The sequence below is a fragment of the Devosia sp. GW821-FHT12F11 genome (genome assembly GCF_058806655.1).
Map to the genome: position 1 here is coordinate 264134 of NZ_JBXAPX010000009.1, position 14125 is coordinate 278258.

11 protein-coding genes and 1 tRNA gene are annotated in these 14125 nt (G+C 66.1%); 5 read left to right on the forward strand and 7 right to left on the reverse strand.

Annotated elements, in window-relative coordinates; translation table 11 throughout:
• The first annotated feature begins 58 nt into the window (after positions 1–58).
• The gene (gene rlmB, locus AC1ROK_RS24660; RefSeq protein ID WP_492851853.1) at positions 59–814 is read left to right on the forward strand and encodes a 23S rRNA (guanosine(2251)-2'-O)-methyltransferase RlmB; all 756 of its coding nucleotides are present in this window, start codon (positions 59–61) and stop codon (positions 812–814) included.
• A 35-nt stretch (positions 815–849) separates the two neighbouring features.
• Here the strand turns inward: rlmB and AC1ROK_RS24665 are convergent, their stop codons facing one another.
• Together AC1ROK_RS24665 and AC1ROK_RS24670 are read right to left on the reverse strand one after the other, a co-directional pair.
• Entirely contained in the window at positions 850–2070 is a 1221-nt protein-coding gene (locus AC1ROK_RS24665; RefSeq protein WP_492851855.1) for a hypothetical protein, read from the reverse strand.
• Between the two features lie 88 nt (positions 2071–2158).
• Positions 2159–2833: a DUF1345 domain-containing protein gene (locus AC1ROK_RS24670; protein ID WP_492851857.1), complete on the reverse strand. Its 675-nt coding sequence runs from the start codon at positions 2831–2833 to the stop codon at positions 2159–2161.
• A gap of 144 nt (positions 2834–2977) precedes the next feature.
• Here AC1ROK_RS24670 and AC1ROK_RS24675 point away from each other — a divergent pair.
• Positions 2978–3053 (forward strand) — tRNA-Thr (locus AC1ROK_RS24675).
• 29 nt (positions 3054–3082) lie between these two features.
• Here AC1ROK_RS24675 and AC1ROK_RS24680 read toward each other — a convergent pair.
• From AC1ROK_RS24680 to AC1ROK_RS24690, 3 genes are all read right to left on the reverse strand, one after another.
• Positions 3083–3595 carry a peptide deformylase gene (locus AC1ROK_RS24680; protein ID WP_492851859.1) on the reverse strand — a complete coding sequence of 171 codons (513 nt, stop codon included), beginning with the start codon at positions 3593–3595 and terminating at the stop codon, positions 3083–3085.
• On the reverse strand, positions 3579–6005 hold the full coding sequence (locus tag AC1ROK_RS24685) for a penicillin-binding protein 1A (protein ID WP_492851861.1): 2427 nt from the start codon (positions 6003–6005) through the stop codon (positions 3579–3581). Before AC1ROK_RS24685 ends, AC1ROK_RS24680 begins: the two co-directional genes overlap by 17 nt.
• Before the next feature lie 138 nt (positions 6006–6143).
• Positions 6144–7361, reverse strand: a complete 1218-nt coding sequence (locus AC1ROK_RS24690) for an N-acetylmuramoyl-L-alanine amidase (protein WP_492851863.1) — start codon at positions 7359–7361, stop codon at positions 6144–6146.
• Between the two features lie 774 nt (positions 7362–8135).
• Between AC1ROK_RS24690 and AC1ROK_RS24695 the strand changes: the two genes are divergently transcribed.
• The 3 genes from AC1ROK_RS24695 to AC1ROK_RS24705 all read left to right on the forward strand — a co-directional run bounded on the left by AC1ROK_RS24695 (position 8136) and on the right by AC1ROK_RS24705 (position 12233).
• The gene (locus AC1ROK_RS24695) at positions 8136–10895 is read left to right on the forward strand and encodes an Rne/Rng family ribonuclease (RefSeq protein WP_492851865.1); all 2760 of its coding nucleotides are present in this window, start codon (positions 8136–8138) and stop codon (positions 10893–10895) included.
• Positions 10896–11090: 195 nt separating this feature from the next.
• Positions 11091–11780, forward strand: a complete 690-nt coding sequence (locus AC1ROK_RS24700) for a helix-turn-helix transcriptional regulator (RefSeq protein ID WP_492851867.1) — start codon at positions 11091–11093, stop codon at positions 11778–11780.
• 78 nt (positions 11781–11858) lie between these two features.
• Positions 11859–12233: a VOC family protein gene (locus AC1ROK_RS24705; RefSeq protein WP_492851869.1), complete on the forward strand. Its 375-nt coding sequence runs from the start codon at positions 11859–11861 to the stop codon at positions 12231–12233.
• A gap of 170 nt (positions 12234–12403) precedes the next feature.
• On the opposite strand, the gene AC1ROK_RS24710 is transcribed toward AC1ROK_RS24705, so the two are convergent.
• Both AC1ROK_RS24710 and AC1ROK_RS24715 read right to left on the reverse strand, forming a co-directional pair.
• Positions 12404–12925: a GNAT family N-acetyltransferase gene (locus AC1ROK_RS24710; protein ID WP_492851871.1), complete on the reverse strand. Its 522-nt coding sequence runs from the start codon at positions 12923–12925 to the stop codon at positions 12404–12406.
• Positions 12925–14079: a pyridoxal phosphate-dependent aminotransferase gene (locus tag AC1ROK_RS24715; RefSeq protein WP_492851873.1), complete on the reverse strand. Its 1155-nt coding sequence runs from the start codon at positions 14077–14079 to the stop codon at positions 12925–12927. The genes AC1ROK_RS24710 and AC1ROK_RS24715 overlap by 1 nt, the downstream gene beginning before the upstream one ends.
• Positions 14080–14125 lie beyond the last annotated feature (46 nt).

Below are 14125 nucleotides of genomic sequence, written 5' to 3' on the forward strand. Positions count from 1 at the left end.
CTTTGCGCATCGCAGGGCTCGCCTTGCTGTCCTGCATCAAAACCGCTAGGGCATCCCCATGAGCCGCAACAAATTCCCGCCCAAGCCCAAGTACGACCCGGATACCGGGCCGGTCTACCTCTATGGGCTGCATACGGTGCGGGCGGCACTCGACAATCCGCTGCGCGAACGGCGCAACCTCTTGGTCACTCCCAATGCGCTGATGCGCCTCAGGGAGACCGGTCCGGTGGAGATGCGATTCACCGAAACCACCCCCAAGGAGCTCGATCGGCTGCTCGGCGCTGACGCCGTTCACCAGGGCGTCGCGCTGGAAGTCGAGGCGATCAGCCGCTTCGGGCTCAACGATGTGCCGAATCCCCGGCTGGTGGTGATCCTCGACCAGTTGACCGACCCCCACAATGTCGGGGCGATCCTGCGTACGGCCTGTGCGTTCGGCGCCGATGCGGTGGTCACCACGGCCCGGCACTCGCCGCGCGAGACCGGAGTGATGGCCAAGGCCGCCTCCGGCGCACTCGACATGGTGCCGATGATCGAGGTGCGCAACCTCGGCGACGCCATCGAGAAGCTCAAGGAGCGCGGTCTCACTGTGATCGGCTTCGATTCGGAGGCCCCTGCCCCGATCCGCCCGCGTACCGACGATACGCCGATGGCGATCGTCCTGGGCGCTGAAGGCAAGGGTCTCAGGCAGCGGACCCGCGAACTCTGCGACGAGATGGTCCGGCTCGACATGCCCGGGCCGATCAAGTCGCTCAACGTATCGAACGCGGCGGCGATCGCGCTGTTCGCCGTGACCGCCGGCCGCGCGGGGACGTAAGGGCCGCGGAGCAAACTCCGCGACCCCAGAACCCATTACGGCGTGGTGCAGCGCACCAGATCGGTTCCGTTGACGTTCAGCACGTCGGTTCCGGCCTGCGCGATCTCGATCGTCTTGTCTCCAGCCTTGAGGCTCACTTTACCGTCGGTCGCCGGAACGGCGTCGACCAGGGTGATCTCGCTGCCCTGCCGGACGCTGATCTTGGTGATCACCACGTAGCCGGTGCCGCCGGCCTGATCGACCGTGCCGCAGGCATCGTAGGTCGGCGCCCAGACGCCGAGGTAGCCGATCTGGCTGCGGTCGGCGTTGGCGGCCAGCCGGGTATCCGGCTTCAGCCCATCGGCCGGCAGGATGCCCATGGCCGGGGTGGTCATCACCGGCGCCTCGGCGGCGGCTACGGCCGCGGCGGCGTCAGCCGCACCCTTGCTCTGCGCCGGGGTAGCAGCTGCTGCGGGAGCAGCTTCAGCAGCAGCAACGGCAGCGGCGGCGTCTGCAGCGCCCTTGGCCTCAGCGGAGCCCGGTGCCGCGGCAGCCGGAGCAGCTTCGGCAGCGGCAACCGCGGCGGCGGCATCGGCCTTGCCCTTGGCGGCAGCAGCGGCAAGCGTCGCCTGCTTGTCCGCTTCGGCCTTGGCGGTAGCGTCGGCCTCTGCTGCCTGCTTTTCTTCCTCCGCCTTTGCTGCGGCTGCAGCCTCGGCGGCCTTCTTCTCCTCCGCGGCCTTGGCAGCAGCGGCGGCCTCAGCGGCCCTTTTCTCCTCCGCAGCCTTGGCGGCAGCTGCGGCTTCGGCGGCTTTCTTCTCTTCGGCCGCCTTGGCAGCTGCAGCTTCGGCGGCTTTCTTTTCTTCCGCAGCTTTCGCGGCGGCTGCCGCTTCAGCAGCCTTCTTTTCTTCCTCCGCCTTTGCTGCGGCTGCAGCCTCCGCGGCCTTCTTGTCTTCCTCGGCTTTGGCTGCTGCGGCAGCGTCAGCCGCCTTCTTCTCCTCTGCAGCCTTGGCCTCGGCCGCCGCCTTGTCTGCTGCGGCCTTGTCCGCAGCGGCCTTGTCCGCAGCGGCCTTGTCGGCGGCTGCCTTATCAGCTGCAGCCTTTTCCTCGGCAGCCTTCTGTTCGGCTGCCGCCTTGTCCGCATCCGCCGTGGCGGCCGGGGCAGCGGGAGCCTCGGCGGCCGGCTTGGCCGGCGGCGGCGCCGAGTTGTTGTCACAAGCAGCGAGCAGCAGGCCTAACGACAGGGCGACCGGCAGGGCCAGAAGGTGCGTTCGTTTCATGATCGGTTTCCTCTTCGAAGTTTTGGCGCCCGGAACTGCTGCCCGCTGCGCGTGAACTGCTTGCCTGGGCCGCCCGCGGGCGCCAGCCTCATCCACCGGCGATCGTCACGACGACGTTGACCGTGGCCGCGACGATGACCGTGTTGAAAAAGAACGAGACGACACCGTGCAGCGTTACCAGCCGGCGCATGGCCCGCGACGTCACTGCAACGTCCGCTACCTGCGCCGTCATCCCGAGCACATACGAAAAGTACAGGAACGCCGCGCCGTCCGGCGGCTCGTCTCCCGGAAACGCCAGGCCGGCAAGTACACCGCCCTTGTCGTCCGGGTCATCGCGATAATACTCGTGCGCGTAGTGCAGCGCCGCCATCGTGTGCACGGTGAACCAGCCGAGCAGCACCGAAACGACACTGACCGTGATCTCGAGTGGATCGGTCCGCCCTTCCCCGCCATTGAGCGCGAGGAACAGGAAGATCATCGCCACGACCGCTGCGAGGATGGTGCCGAGAAAGATCGCCGCCACGGGAGAATCGGCATCATCGGGCCGCTGCTGCAGAAACTCGGCGGTGAGACAGGGAAACTCGATGCGGACCAGCAGCAGGTAGGTGATGAACATCGCGTTGGTGCCGACGGCGACCGCATATTTGGGCGACAGCAGCAGGCACACGACCAACGCCACCACCCCCACGCCAACGCCCCAGTAGAAGGCGGCGTGCCGGGGCAGGATGCGAGCCGGAACCGATGCGCTTCGTTTGCCTCCCACGGCGACCTCTAAGCCAGTGAATCACCAACCAGCCGGATATTTGCACCACGAGGATGCCACATCTAAGACAAGCCGTCGCGGCTAGCGCGGCATGCTGCGGCGCGCCTTGCGCCATGCGGCAGCCAATGGTATCGACCGCGTCGGGCCGGCATAGCTCAGTTGGTAGAGCAACTGATTTGTAATCAGTGGGTCGCGAGTTCGATTCTTGCTGCCGGCACCACTCTCAAATCGTCACTGATTCAAGCGAGGCTAATCCCCGCCGCGCTTCTTCCATTTCTTCAGCACCATGTCGCGCTTCAGGCGGGACAGGCGTTCGAGGAAGAAGATACCGTTCACCTGGTCGATCTCGTGCTGCGCGATGCGGGCAGGCAGGCCTTCGAAGCGGCGGTGCTGGCGAGCGCCGGTTTCGTCGTCCCAGGCGACTTCCGCGGCGTAGGGGCGGATGATCTCGACCTCGACGCCGGGCATCGACACCGAGCCTTCGGGGCCGGGAATACTGGGGCCGTCGGTGGCGACGATTTCGGGATTGTAGAGAACGAGGTAATCACGTTTTGCCGGGTCCTCGTCGGCGCTGATCACCACCACCGGCGCCACGGCGCCGATGTGGATGGCGGCGAGGCCGTAGGCATTGGCGGCGCGTGTGGCCTCGAGCAGGCGGTTGCCGATGGCCCTGAGGCCGTCATCCAGCGGCCGCGGCTCGGCCCTGCGGGTGAGCCGCGGATCGGGATAGGCGACGATCATCGGGCTAGAACAGCCCGCCACGGCCCAGCGTCATATCGGTCGCCGCCGGATCCTGGCCCGCCTGGATGGCCTGGAAGGCGTTGGAGTCGACGCCGATCACCGAGGTGACGAGGTTCGGGCCGGTGCCCGGCTTGAACGCCTCATAGATCGCCTGGTCGCCGCCATTGGCCTTCACGCCGGTACCGGGATCGATCCATACCTGCGCCATCCCGCCGGGCATGTTGAACGGGGTCGGCGGCTTGCCCTTCAGGGCCTTGGCGACGAACTCGGTGAAGATCGGCACGGCCATTTCGCCGCCGGTCGACTGACGGCCCATGTTGCGCGGCGTGTCGAAGCCGACATAGACGCCGACCGCCAGCTCGGGAGTGAAGCCGATGAACCAGGCGTCCTTGTAGTCGTTCGAGGTGCCGGTCTTGCCGGCGACCGGACGGCCGAGGCTCTTGGCGCCGGTGCCGGTGCCGCGCTGCACCACGCCTTCCATCATCGAGGTGATCTGGTAGGCGGTCATCGGGTCGAGCACCTGCTCGCGGTTATCGATGATCAGCGGCTCGCCCTGCTGGTTCCAGCTATCGGCGGTGCAGCCATCGCAGACGCGTTCGTCGTGGCGGTAGATGGTCTTGCCGTAGCGGTCCTGGATCCGGTCGATCAGCGTCGGTACGATCCGGCGGCCGCCATTTGCGATGGTCGCATAGGCTGCGGTCATCCGCATGTCGGTGGTTTCGCCGGCGCCGAGCGCCATCGCCAGCACCGGGTTCAGCTCGTCATAGATGCCGAACATCTTGGCGTAGTCCGAGATCAGCGGCATCCCGAGATCCTTGGCGAGACGCACGGTCATGACGTTACGCGAACGCTCGATGCCGCGGCGCAGCGTCTGCGGGCCGTAGAATTCCTGCGCGTAGTTCTCCGGCCGCCAGACCGAGCCGTCGCCGTTGACGATCTCGATCGGGGCGTCGAGCACCACCGAGGCCGGGGTATAGCCGTTGTCGAGCGCGGCCGAGTAGACAATCGGCTTGAACGAGGAGCCGGGCTGGCGCATCGCCTGGGTGGCGCGGTTGAACTCGGACTCGGCATAGGAGAAGCCGCCGACCATGGCGAGCACGCGACCGGTGCGCGGATCCATGGCGACCAGCGCGCCTTCGAGCTCGGGCACCTGCTCGAGCGTATAGGCGCCCTCGCGGTCGGGGAGCTTGGAGACATAGATCACGTCGCCGGGCTTGAGGATCGAGCCGAGCTTCTTGCTCACCCACTTGATGTCGGGTCCGGCCAGCGTGCCGGTGACGCGTTCGGCCGAGACCTTGCCTTCGATGTCGGTGGCGGGACGAATGCCGATGCGGCCTTCGTTGTCGCCCATCTCCAGCACCACGGCGAGCGTCCATTCCGGCACGTCGCTGAGCGGCTTGACGGCGTTGACCGCGACGCCCCAGTCCGAGGTGATGTCGACGCTGGCGATGGGTCCGCGAAAACCTTCGCCGTGGTCGTAGTGGATCAGCCCATCCATCAGGGCGCGGCGCGCGTATTCCTGCAAGTGCGGATCGAGCGTGGTGCGCACGCTGAGGCCGCCGCCATAGAGCTCAGCCTCACCATAGAGTTTGCCGAGCTGACGGCGCACTTCCTCGGTAAAATACTCGGCCGAGAACAACTGGCTGCCCGAAGTGCGCGGCTTGACGTTCAGCGGCTCCTCTTTGGCCTTGGCAGCCTCCTCGGCCGTCACGTAGCCATTCTCGACCATGCGGTCGATCACCCAGTTGCGGCGCTCGATGGCCTGCTTGGGGCGGCGGAACGGGTGGTAGTTGTTCGGGCCCTTGGGGAGCGCCGCGAGATAGGCGGCCTCGCTGAGCGTCAGCTCGTACAGCGCCTTGTCGAAATAGTTGAGCGCTGCGGCGGCCACGCCGTAGGAGTTGAGCCCGAGGAAGATCTCGTTGACGTAAAGCTCGAGGATCTTGTTCTTCGAGAAGGTCGACTCGATGCGCAGCGCCAGGATGGCTTCCTGGATCTTGCGATCCCAGGTCTGCTCGGAGGTGAGGAGGAAGTTCTTGGCCACCTGCTGGGTGATGGTCGAGCCGCCGCCCTGGATCGAGTCGTTGCCGTCGATGCGCGCCATGACGTTGTCGCGCAGGGCGCGGACCACGCCGTCCACGGCAATACCCGAGTGGGTATAGAAGTCCTTGTCTTCGGCCGAGATGAAGGCGTTGATGATCAGCGGCGGGATGGTTTCGATCGGCTGGAACAGCCGGCGCTCCCGCGCATATTCGGCCAGAAGCGTCCCATCTGCGGCGTGAACGCGCGTCGTCACCGGCGGCTGATAATCCTTCAGCACCGTGTAGTCGGGCAGCGTCGCGTTCAGCTGGTTGAGATAGACGGCGCCAACCGCAACGGCACCCAGGGCGCAGAAAACGCCGAAACCGAAGAGCCAGCCGAGAAGTCTGAGCATCAGATCGTGAACCTTGGAGCGGGCGCCACGGGTCCGATCGGATGGGGCGCGGAATATTGCGGAATCATACCAGACAAGGGCGGAAATGTGGACAAGGGCGCCCTTTCAAGAACTTGCGAGGCGGCGCGTGCCCAATAGTCACTGCGTCGCCACTGCGGCCTTTTGCGTGCTGTCGAAATAATCGGCGATGCCGCGAGCCAGGGCATTCACCACCCGGTCGCGCCAATCGGACTGCTGCAGGTTGGCGATGTCGGAGGCGTTGGACAGGAAGCCGAGTTCGACCAGCACCGAGGGCACATCCGGCGCCTGCAGCACGAAGAAATCGGCCTGCCGCACCGGGAAGCGGCGTAGCGCCACGCTCGGCTCGAGCTGATGGACGATGGCCTCGGCGGCAAGGAAACTCGATTTGCGCATCTCGCGGCGCATCAGATCGACGAGAATGTCCATCACCGCGGGTGTGGCCTGCGGGACCGAGAAGCCGGCGACGATGTCGTAGCGGTTCTCGCCGTCGGCCAGCACCTTGTCGAGCACGTCGGTGGCGTTCTCGTCGCGCGTATAGACGCTGGCGCCGCGGATCTCGGGCTGCTGGAAGCTGTCGGCATGGAGCGAGATGAACAGGTCGGCCTTGTTCTGCCGGGCGAGATCAACGCGCTCGTTGAGCGACAGGTAGGTGTCGTCCTCGCGGGTCAGCGCCACGTCGAAGCGGCCGGAATCGATCAGCACCTTCTGCAACTGCAGCGCGAAGGTCAGGGTGATGTCTTTCTCGTGCGTGCCATTGGGCGCGCTGGCGCCGTTGTCGACGCCGCCGTGGCCCGGGTCCAGCACCACCAGCGGACGCGTGGCAGTGATCGGCGCGTGGGTGCCGGGATCGGTCGAGGCGGTCGGCGGCACCGCGCCTTGGTTGGCGATGGAGGCCGCGAGGTCGGAGGCGACCTTGGTAGCGAACTCCTCCGGTGTCGCCGCAATGATGTCGACGACGAGGCGCGCCGGCTGGTCGGCGACGGCATCGAGGATATAGGCCTGCTGCACCTGGGCCGGTTCGGCCAGGGTCAGCATGGTACGCGCCCTGCCCTTTTCCGCCATCTCGACGGTGTAGCCGCTGACGATGCCCTTCCCCGCCACATCCGCCGGCGCGAGGATCTTCAGCTCGAACGCCTTGACGTCGATGGCGATGCGGTTGGGCTTGTCGAGGGAGACGATGGCGAACTCTGTCGGGCCACTGAGATCGATGATCAGGCGCGCCCGCTGCGGCGTCGCGGTGACACGCGCGTCGATGACATCGGGGTAATCCTCGATCGATTCGAGCTGGGCGAAGGCCGGGTGCGTCGCAAACAGGCTGGCCACGAGGACCAGCATGATCGCCGCAAACCCCGCAATTCTGTTAGACCGTGTCACCGCTTCGGTGAACCGGCGGTACGGTCTAAGCCTTTGATTTATCGCGCTCTCGAGCCGGAAAAGGTCTGCAACCTTTCCTGCTCGCGCTCCGGTATGGCCGGCGGAACCGGCAGAGTTCAACAAGACAGCAGCGCTCCCTGAGGGTGGTGCAAGACGCCAGATCACTCGGGCGATTCTGCGGCGTTACGCACCGCGCGTCGACAATGCAATAATGTGATCGATCTGAAAGCCGCCCGTACCCGCGGGTTTTGAGTTTCCTGTTGCCAATTTGCGGCAACAACCCTAAAGCCATCTTGAGGCGGCCTGCTGCCGCCACCATATGCCGGAGCGGCGCAATCGGCGCCCCTGGCCCTCGTGGTCGGCAGCGGCGGATCGGAAATCACCAGAGGTGAGACCGGTCTGAAGTGCGGCACATTTGGCGCCTCGCGATAGAATCTCGATCCCTCGGGGTCGAAGAACAGGCGGTTTGATTATCGCTGGCCTGTTCTCAAGGAAGAGGTCTGATGGCCATCGGGCAGACAAAGAGTGACGCGATCCCGAACAGCGGTTGCGCTTTTGTCGTCGAAGTCCCGGCTGCCTTCGCTCTCCAGTCTCGCGGCGGCGCGCGCGCCGTTGCTTTTGCCGGCGCCTCGCGCGCCATCCTCCTAAAACCATTCGCCTCGCATTGCGCTACGCCAGGAGGACCGGTTCGCCGGTCGATCGGTGTCGGCGCGCGACGGCGCGGAGACTTAGTCTATGGCTACAAAGCGCATGTTGGTGGATGCCATCCACCCGGAAGAAACACGGATCGTCGTCACTAACGGGAACCGGCTCGAAGAGTTCGATTTCGAATCCGCTCAGCGGCGGCAGCTCAGGGGTAATATCTACCTGGCCAAGGTGACGCGCGTGGAGCCCTCGCTCCAGGCGGCTTTCATCGAGTATGGCGGCAACCGCCATGGCTTCCTCGCCTTCTCGGAAATCCACCCCGACTACTACCAGATCCCCATCGCCGACCGCGAAGCGCTGCTGCGCGACGAGGCACATGACGACGACGAGCACGAACACGAGCACGCCGCGGCCCAGGCCAGCGCGCCGGCCGAGGTTTCGTCCGAGCATGACGACGCCGAGGGCGACGAAGAGCACAGCCATATCGAGCAGGCGCCGACCAGCAATGAGCCGGTCGAAAGCGTCGGCGGTTCGGATGCACTCGATGACGCGCAGGAGCGCCGCCGTCCGTCGCAGCGCCGCCACCAGTACAAGATTCAGGAAGTGATCAAGCGCCGGCAGGTGATGCTGGTGCAGGTGGTCAAGGAAGAACGCGGCAACAAGGGCGCGGCTCTCACCACTTACCTGTCGCTCGCCGGCCGCTACTCGGTGCTGATGCCCAATACCGCGCGTGGCGGCGGGATCTCGCGCAAGATCACCAATGCCGCAGACCGCAAGCGTCTCAAGGACATCGTCGGGGATCTTGAAGTGCCGCAGGGCCAGGGGATCATCCTCAGGACCGCCGGCGCCAGCCGCACCAAGGCGGAAGTGAAGCGTGACTTCGAGTATCTGCAGCGGCTGTGGGAGAACGTCCGCTCGCTGACCCTGAAGTCGCAGGCTCCCTGCCTCGTCTACGAGGAAGGCTCGCTGATCAAGCGGACCATCCGCGACCTCTACAACAAGGATATCGACGAGCTGTTCGTGGCGGGCGACGACGCCTACCGCGAAGCCAAAGATTTCATGCGCATGATCATGCCGAGCCACGCCAAGAACGTGCAGCTCTATAAGGATGACGCGCCGCTTTTCAGTAAGTTCAACGTCGAGGGCCAGCTCGACCAGATGTTCTCGCCGCAGGTGACCCTGCCGTCGGGCGGCTATCTGGTCATCAACCCGACGGAGGCGCTGGTCTCGATCGACGTGAACTCCGGTCGCGCCACCAAGGAACACAATATCGAGGATACGGCGCTGCAGACCAACCTCGAGGCGGCGGAGGAAGTCTCCCGCCAGCTGAGGTTGCGCGATCTGGCCGGCCTGATCGTCATCGACTTCATCGATATGGTGGAGAACCGCTCGAACCGGGCGGTGGAGCGCAAGCTCAAGGAATGCCTGAAGAACGACCGCGCCCGTATCCAGGTCGGCCGGATCAGCCATTTCGGCCTGCTCGAGATGAGCCGCCAGCGCATCCGCTTCGGCGTGGTCGAAAGCTCGACGCACAAGTGCCCCACCTGCCAGGGCACCGGCCTCGTCCGCTCGGTGGAAAGCCTGGCGCTGATGGTGATGCGCAACGTGGAAGACCACGTGCTGCGCAAGCCCGGCCAGTCGATCAATGTGCGCGTGCCGACCGATGTGGCGCTCTACATCCTCAACACCAAGCGTGGCACGCTGAATAATCTCGAGGCCAAGTATGGCCTGTCGATCACCATCGTCGCCGATGACCATGTCGGGCCGTCGCACTTTGCCATCGAACGTGGCGAGGCGCGCGTGCTCGACCGCAGCGAGTCTGCCGGCACGCATGTCCGCGTCGACACCACCACGATCATCGATGCGGAGGCCGAGGCGGCCGATGCTCTGATCGAAGACGAGGACGACGAGGAAGAGGAGAGCACCGGCGGTGGCGAACGCCAGGCGCGCTCCGAGGAAGGTGGCGAACGCTCCGGCCGTCGTCGTCGTCGTCGCCGTCGTGGTGGCGACCGCGAGGATCGCCCGCAGGGCGGCCAGCCACAGCAGCAGCCGCGCCAGCCCGTCGAAGCCGCATCGGACGACGAGTCCGAGGACGGTGACGGCGATGAGGCGCCGCGCCAGGCCGGTGAGGGTGCCGTCGGTGAAGACGGCGAGCCGCGCCGCCGCCGCCGTCGTGGTCGCCGTGGTGGCCGCCGCAACCGTCGCGATGGCGAGGGTGGCGAGCAGCGCGATGGCGTGACGGCCGAGCCGGCTTCGGAAGAGGCCGTCGCCGCAGCCGATGCGCCGGCCTTGGCAGTCGTTGCTGAAGCTGCGGCCGTCGACGCCTCAGCCCCCGTAGTTGCCGAGGACGCTCCGACCGAGAAGCCGAAGCGTGGTCGCCGCAAGAAGGCCGAGCCTGTGGCAGAGGAGTCTGCTCCGGCGGTTGCAGCGACGGCTGCCCCCGAGGTCGCGGAAGAGTCTGCACCAGTGGTCGCGGAAGAGTCTGCTCCGGCAGTCGCAAAGAAGCCTGCTCGGGGAAGGAAGTCCGCTCCCAAAGCCGCGCCAGTTGCCGAGCCGGAAGCTGTGGCCGATGACGCTCCGAAGCCCAAGCAGCCGCGGGCGCGCAAGCCCAAGGCCGCACCGGTCGAGTCTGTGGCCGCCGAGGCCGCACCGGCGGAAACCGTCGCCGAGGTTGCCGCTGCTCCTGCGCCGGAGCCCGAGGCGGCACTGCGCCGTCGCGCCAAGAAGGTCATCCCGGAAGGCGAGATCGTCGTGAGCTCGACCGCCCCGGCCGCTGAAGAGCAGCCGGCGGAAGACGCCAAGCCGAAGAAGGCCGGCTGGTGGCAGCGCCGCCTCGGTCTCGGCGGCTAAGCGCCAGCACAACAGTCGAATCGAAAAGGGCGGGATCATCTCCCGCCCTTCTTCATTGCTCGGGTCCGTTCAGACCGCCTGCCGCACTGCCGGAGGCTCCAGCCGCTCGCCGCGCAGCACAGGCGTTCACCTGTAGCCAATCGTCTTGATGGTGAGGCGCTCTCACAAAGGAGCGGAATCCGTTAGGCTGCCGAGATGTCTCGCACCGAACGCCTGCTCGACCTGATCCAGCTGCTGCGCCGCCATCGGGCGCCGGTGACGGGCCCTGCCCTCGCCGATGAGCTCGGCATTTCGATCCGCACGCTCTATCGGGACATCGCGACGCTGCAAGCGCAGGGCGCCGATATCCAGGGCGAACCGGGCCTCGGCTACGTGCTGCGCCCTGGCTTTACCCTGCCACCGCTGATGTTCTCGGCCGACGAGATCGAGGCGCTGGTGCTGGGGTCACGCTGGGTGGCGCGCCGGGCCGAGGATTCGCGGCTCGGCGATGCGGCAGCCAACGCCCTGAGCAAGATCACCGCTGTGCTGCCTAGTGAGTTGCGCGACACCGTCGACGGCTCGAACCTTCTCGTCGGTGGCGGCGAGGTGATCCCGGCGCAAGTCGACCTCTCGGCCATTCGCCTCGCCATCCGCGAGCAGAAGAAGCTGGTGATCGCCTATCGCAATGCCAGCGGCACAGCGACGGAGCGTACCATCTGGCCCTTCGCCGTCGGCTTCTTCGATCGGGTCCGCGTGGTCATCGGCTGGTGCGAGTTGCGGACCGACTACCGGCACTTCCGGCTCGACCGCATCGACCGCATGGAGGTGCTGGCAGAGCGCTACCCGCGGCGGCGCGCCGCCATGCTGAAGGAGTGGCGCGAGCGCGAGGGTATTCCGGTCCGCTGACCATTTCGCGGTCTACCACTGCCGGAAACTGTCAGTCCGGCCCGCTATCCCCGTCTCCATCAACAACGGAGACGCCCCATGCGCACCCTCAACTACCTGCTCCTCGCTGTCCGCGACCCGCTCAAGAGCGCCGAGCTCTACAGCAAGCTGCTCGGCCGCGAGCCGGTCGAGAAGGCCCCGACTTTCGTGCTCTATGTGCTGCCCACCGGCCTCAAGATCGGCCTGTGGCTGGCCAACGAGATGGAGCCCAAGCCGAACGCCGCCGGCGGGATCGAGATCTCGTTCAGCGAAGACAGCAAGGAAGCGGTCCGCGCCACGTTCGAAGAGTGGACCAAGCTCGGCCTGACTGTGCTGCAGGAGCCGACCGAGATGGATTTCGGCTTCACCTTCGTGGTCGAGGATTCTGATGGCCACCGGCTGCGGCCGTTCGTGCTTGGCGATGATCCGCGCTAGGGCGGTTTAGCGGATGGGTTGATGGCCCACGGCTCGCCTCCCCACCGGATGTCATCCCTGCGAAAGCAGGGACCCATCTCACCGCCCGCACCAGCCGAGAGTTGGGTCCCTGCTTTCGCAGGGTGACACCGAGTGGGTGGGGCGGGCGGTGGCTCGCACTCGCGAACGATCTAACTGCGCGATCTCGGCGGAAAATGCCGGTACACCACGTCATCGGGATCCTGGCGCGGGGCGGCATCGTCCCGCACCGCCCGGAGGCGCTGGGCCACGGCGATCGAGCGGGCGTTGGCCGGATCGAAATAGCTGACGAGGGTCGGGAGCCCCAGTTCCGCAAAGGCCCAGTCGCGCAGCGCTGCTGCCGCCTCCGTCACATAGCCCTGCCCTTCAAAACCGTCATAGAGCAGCCAGCCCAGTTCCTTCTCGGGGAACAGCGGTCCATGGTTGATCCCCACCTGCCCGACGCACTGGCCCGTCGCTGCCCGGTCGATCATCAGCGCACCGTGCCCGAACAACGTCCAGCAGGCGATATCGTGGCAGAACAGCCCCCAGGCCCGCGCCTCGTCGAACGGTCCGCCCATGAATGTCGAGCGCGATGACGCCATCAACTCGCGATAGGCGGCGAAATCCTCGAACACCGGCGGCCGCAACACCAGGCGTTCCGTCCTGAGCGTCGGTATCGCGTGGCTGGGCATCACTTCCCTCTGAGGAAATCGCCGATCCGGTTCAGCCCCTCGTCGATCGTCGCGCGCGTTCCAGCATAGGAAAAGCGTACGAAGCGGTTGCCGTTGAGCCGGTCGAAATCGATGCCAGGCGTTGCCGCCACCGCGACCTCGTCGAGCATCTGCATGCAGAAGCTCAGCGAGTCGTTGGTGAAGCGGGAAAAGTCGACATAGGCGTAGAACGCGCCGTCGCCCTCGTTGGCGGAGGCGAGACCGAACTCAGCCAACCCCTCGGCCAGCACGTGCCGGTTCACCGCGTATTGCGCCTTCTGCTGCTCGGAATACTCCCGCTCGCCCAGCGCCACCCGGCCGGCGATCTGGCTTAGGGTCGGCGCGGCGATGAACAGGTTCTGCTGCAGAATGTTGGTGCGGCGGTTGAACCGCTCGGGCAGCACCATCCAGCCGATGCGCCAGCCGGTCATGCAGTAGTATTTCGAGAAGCTGTTGATGATGATGGCGTCGTCGGTGAACTCGAGCGCCGACACCGACGGCGCCCGATAGTCGAGCCCGTGATAGATCTCGTCGGAGATGAACTGCACGCCGAGCCGCGCACAGACCTCGACAATCTCCTTCAGCGCTTCGCGCGTTACCGCCGCCCCGGTCGGGTTAGCCGGCGAAGCGAACAGCAGGCCATCGAACTTTTCACGGGCATAGGCTGCCTCGACATCGGCGGCGCTGAGCCGCCAGCCGGCGGCGGCCGTCACGGGGATCTCGACCGCCTGCATGCCGAGCCCATCGAGCGTGTTGAGGTAGGCCGGGTAACCGGGACGGGTCACCGCGATCTTCGCACCGAGCCCGAACGCCCCGAGGAAGGCGAGGATGAAGCCCGAAGACGAGCCCATGGTCACGACGATGCTCTCGGGATCGACCGTCGCGCCGTGCTGCACGCGGTAATAGTCGACCAGCGCGCGGCGCAGTTCGATCTGCCCGGCCGAGTGGGTGTAGTGCTGCGGCAGCTCCAGCGCGGCGGCAACCGCCTCGCGCACCCGCGGCGCCGGCGGCGCACCGGGCTCGCCCGATTCCATGTGCATCACGCTGCGACCGCTCGCTTCGACGAGCTTGGAGCGCGCGGTGATTTCCATCACGTAGAACGGCCTCAGGCCGGTGAGTTTTTCGTCGGTCTGCATGGCGCCTTGGCTACGGGAATTGCCGCGCCGCCTCAACTAGAATTGA

Bases quoted from the DNA above. Each gene is read 5' to 3' on its own strand.
- rlmB (WP_492851853.1), top strand. From the start codon at position 59: ATGAGCCGCAACAAATTCCCGCCCAAGCCCAAGTACGACCCGGATACC.
- AC1ROK_RS24665 (WP_492851855.1), bottom strand. From the start codon at position 2,070: ATGAAACGAACGCACCTTCTGGCCCTGCCGGTCGCCCTGTCGTTAGGC.
- AC1ROK_RS24685 (WP_492851861.1), bottom strand. From the start codon at position 6,005: ATGCTCAGACTTCTCGGCTGGCTCTTCGGTTTCGGCGTTTTCTGCGCC.
- AC1ROK_RS24690 (WP_492851863.1), bottom strand. From the start codon at position 7,361: ATGCTGGTCCTCGTGGCCAGCCTGTTTGCGACGCACCCGGCCTTCGCC.
- AC1ROK_RS24695 (WP_492851865.1), top strand. From the start codon at position 8,136: ATGGCTACAAAGCGCATGTTGGTGGATGCCATCCACCCGGAAGAAACA.
- AC1ROK_RS24700 (WP_492851867.1), top strand. From the start codon at position 11,091: ATGTCTCGCACCGAACGCCTGCTCGACCTGATCCAGCTGCTGCGCCGC.
- AC1ROK_RS24705 (WP_492851869.1), top strand. From the start codon at position 11,859: ATGCGCACCCTCAACTACCTGCTCCTCGCTGTCCGCGACCCGCTCAAG.
- AC1ROK_RS24710 (WP_492851871.1), bottom strand. From the start codon at position 12,925: ATGCCCAGCCACGCGATACCGACGCTCAGGACGGAACGCCTGGTGTTG.
- AC1ROK_RS24715 (WP_492851873.1), bottom strand. From the start codon at position 14,079: ATGCAGACCGACGAAAAACTCACCGGCCTGAGGCCGTTCTACGTGATG.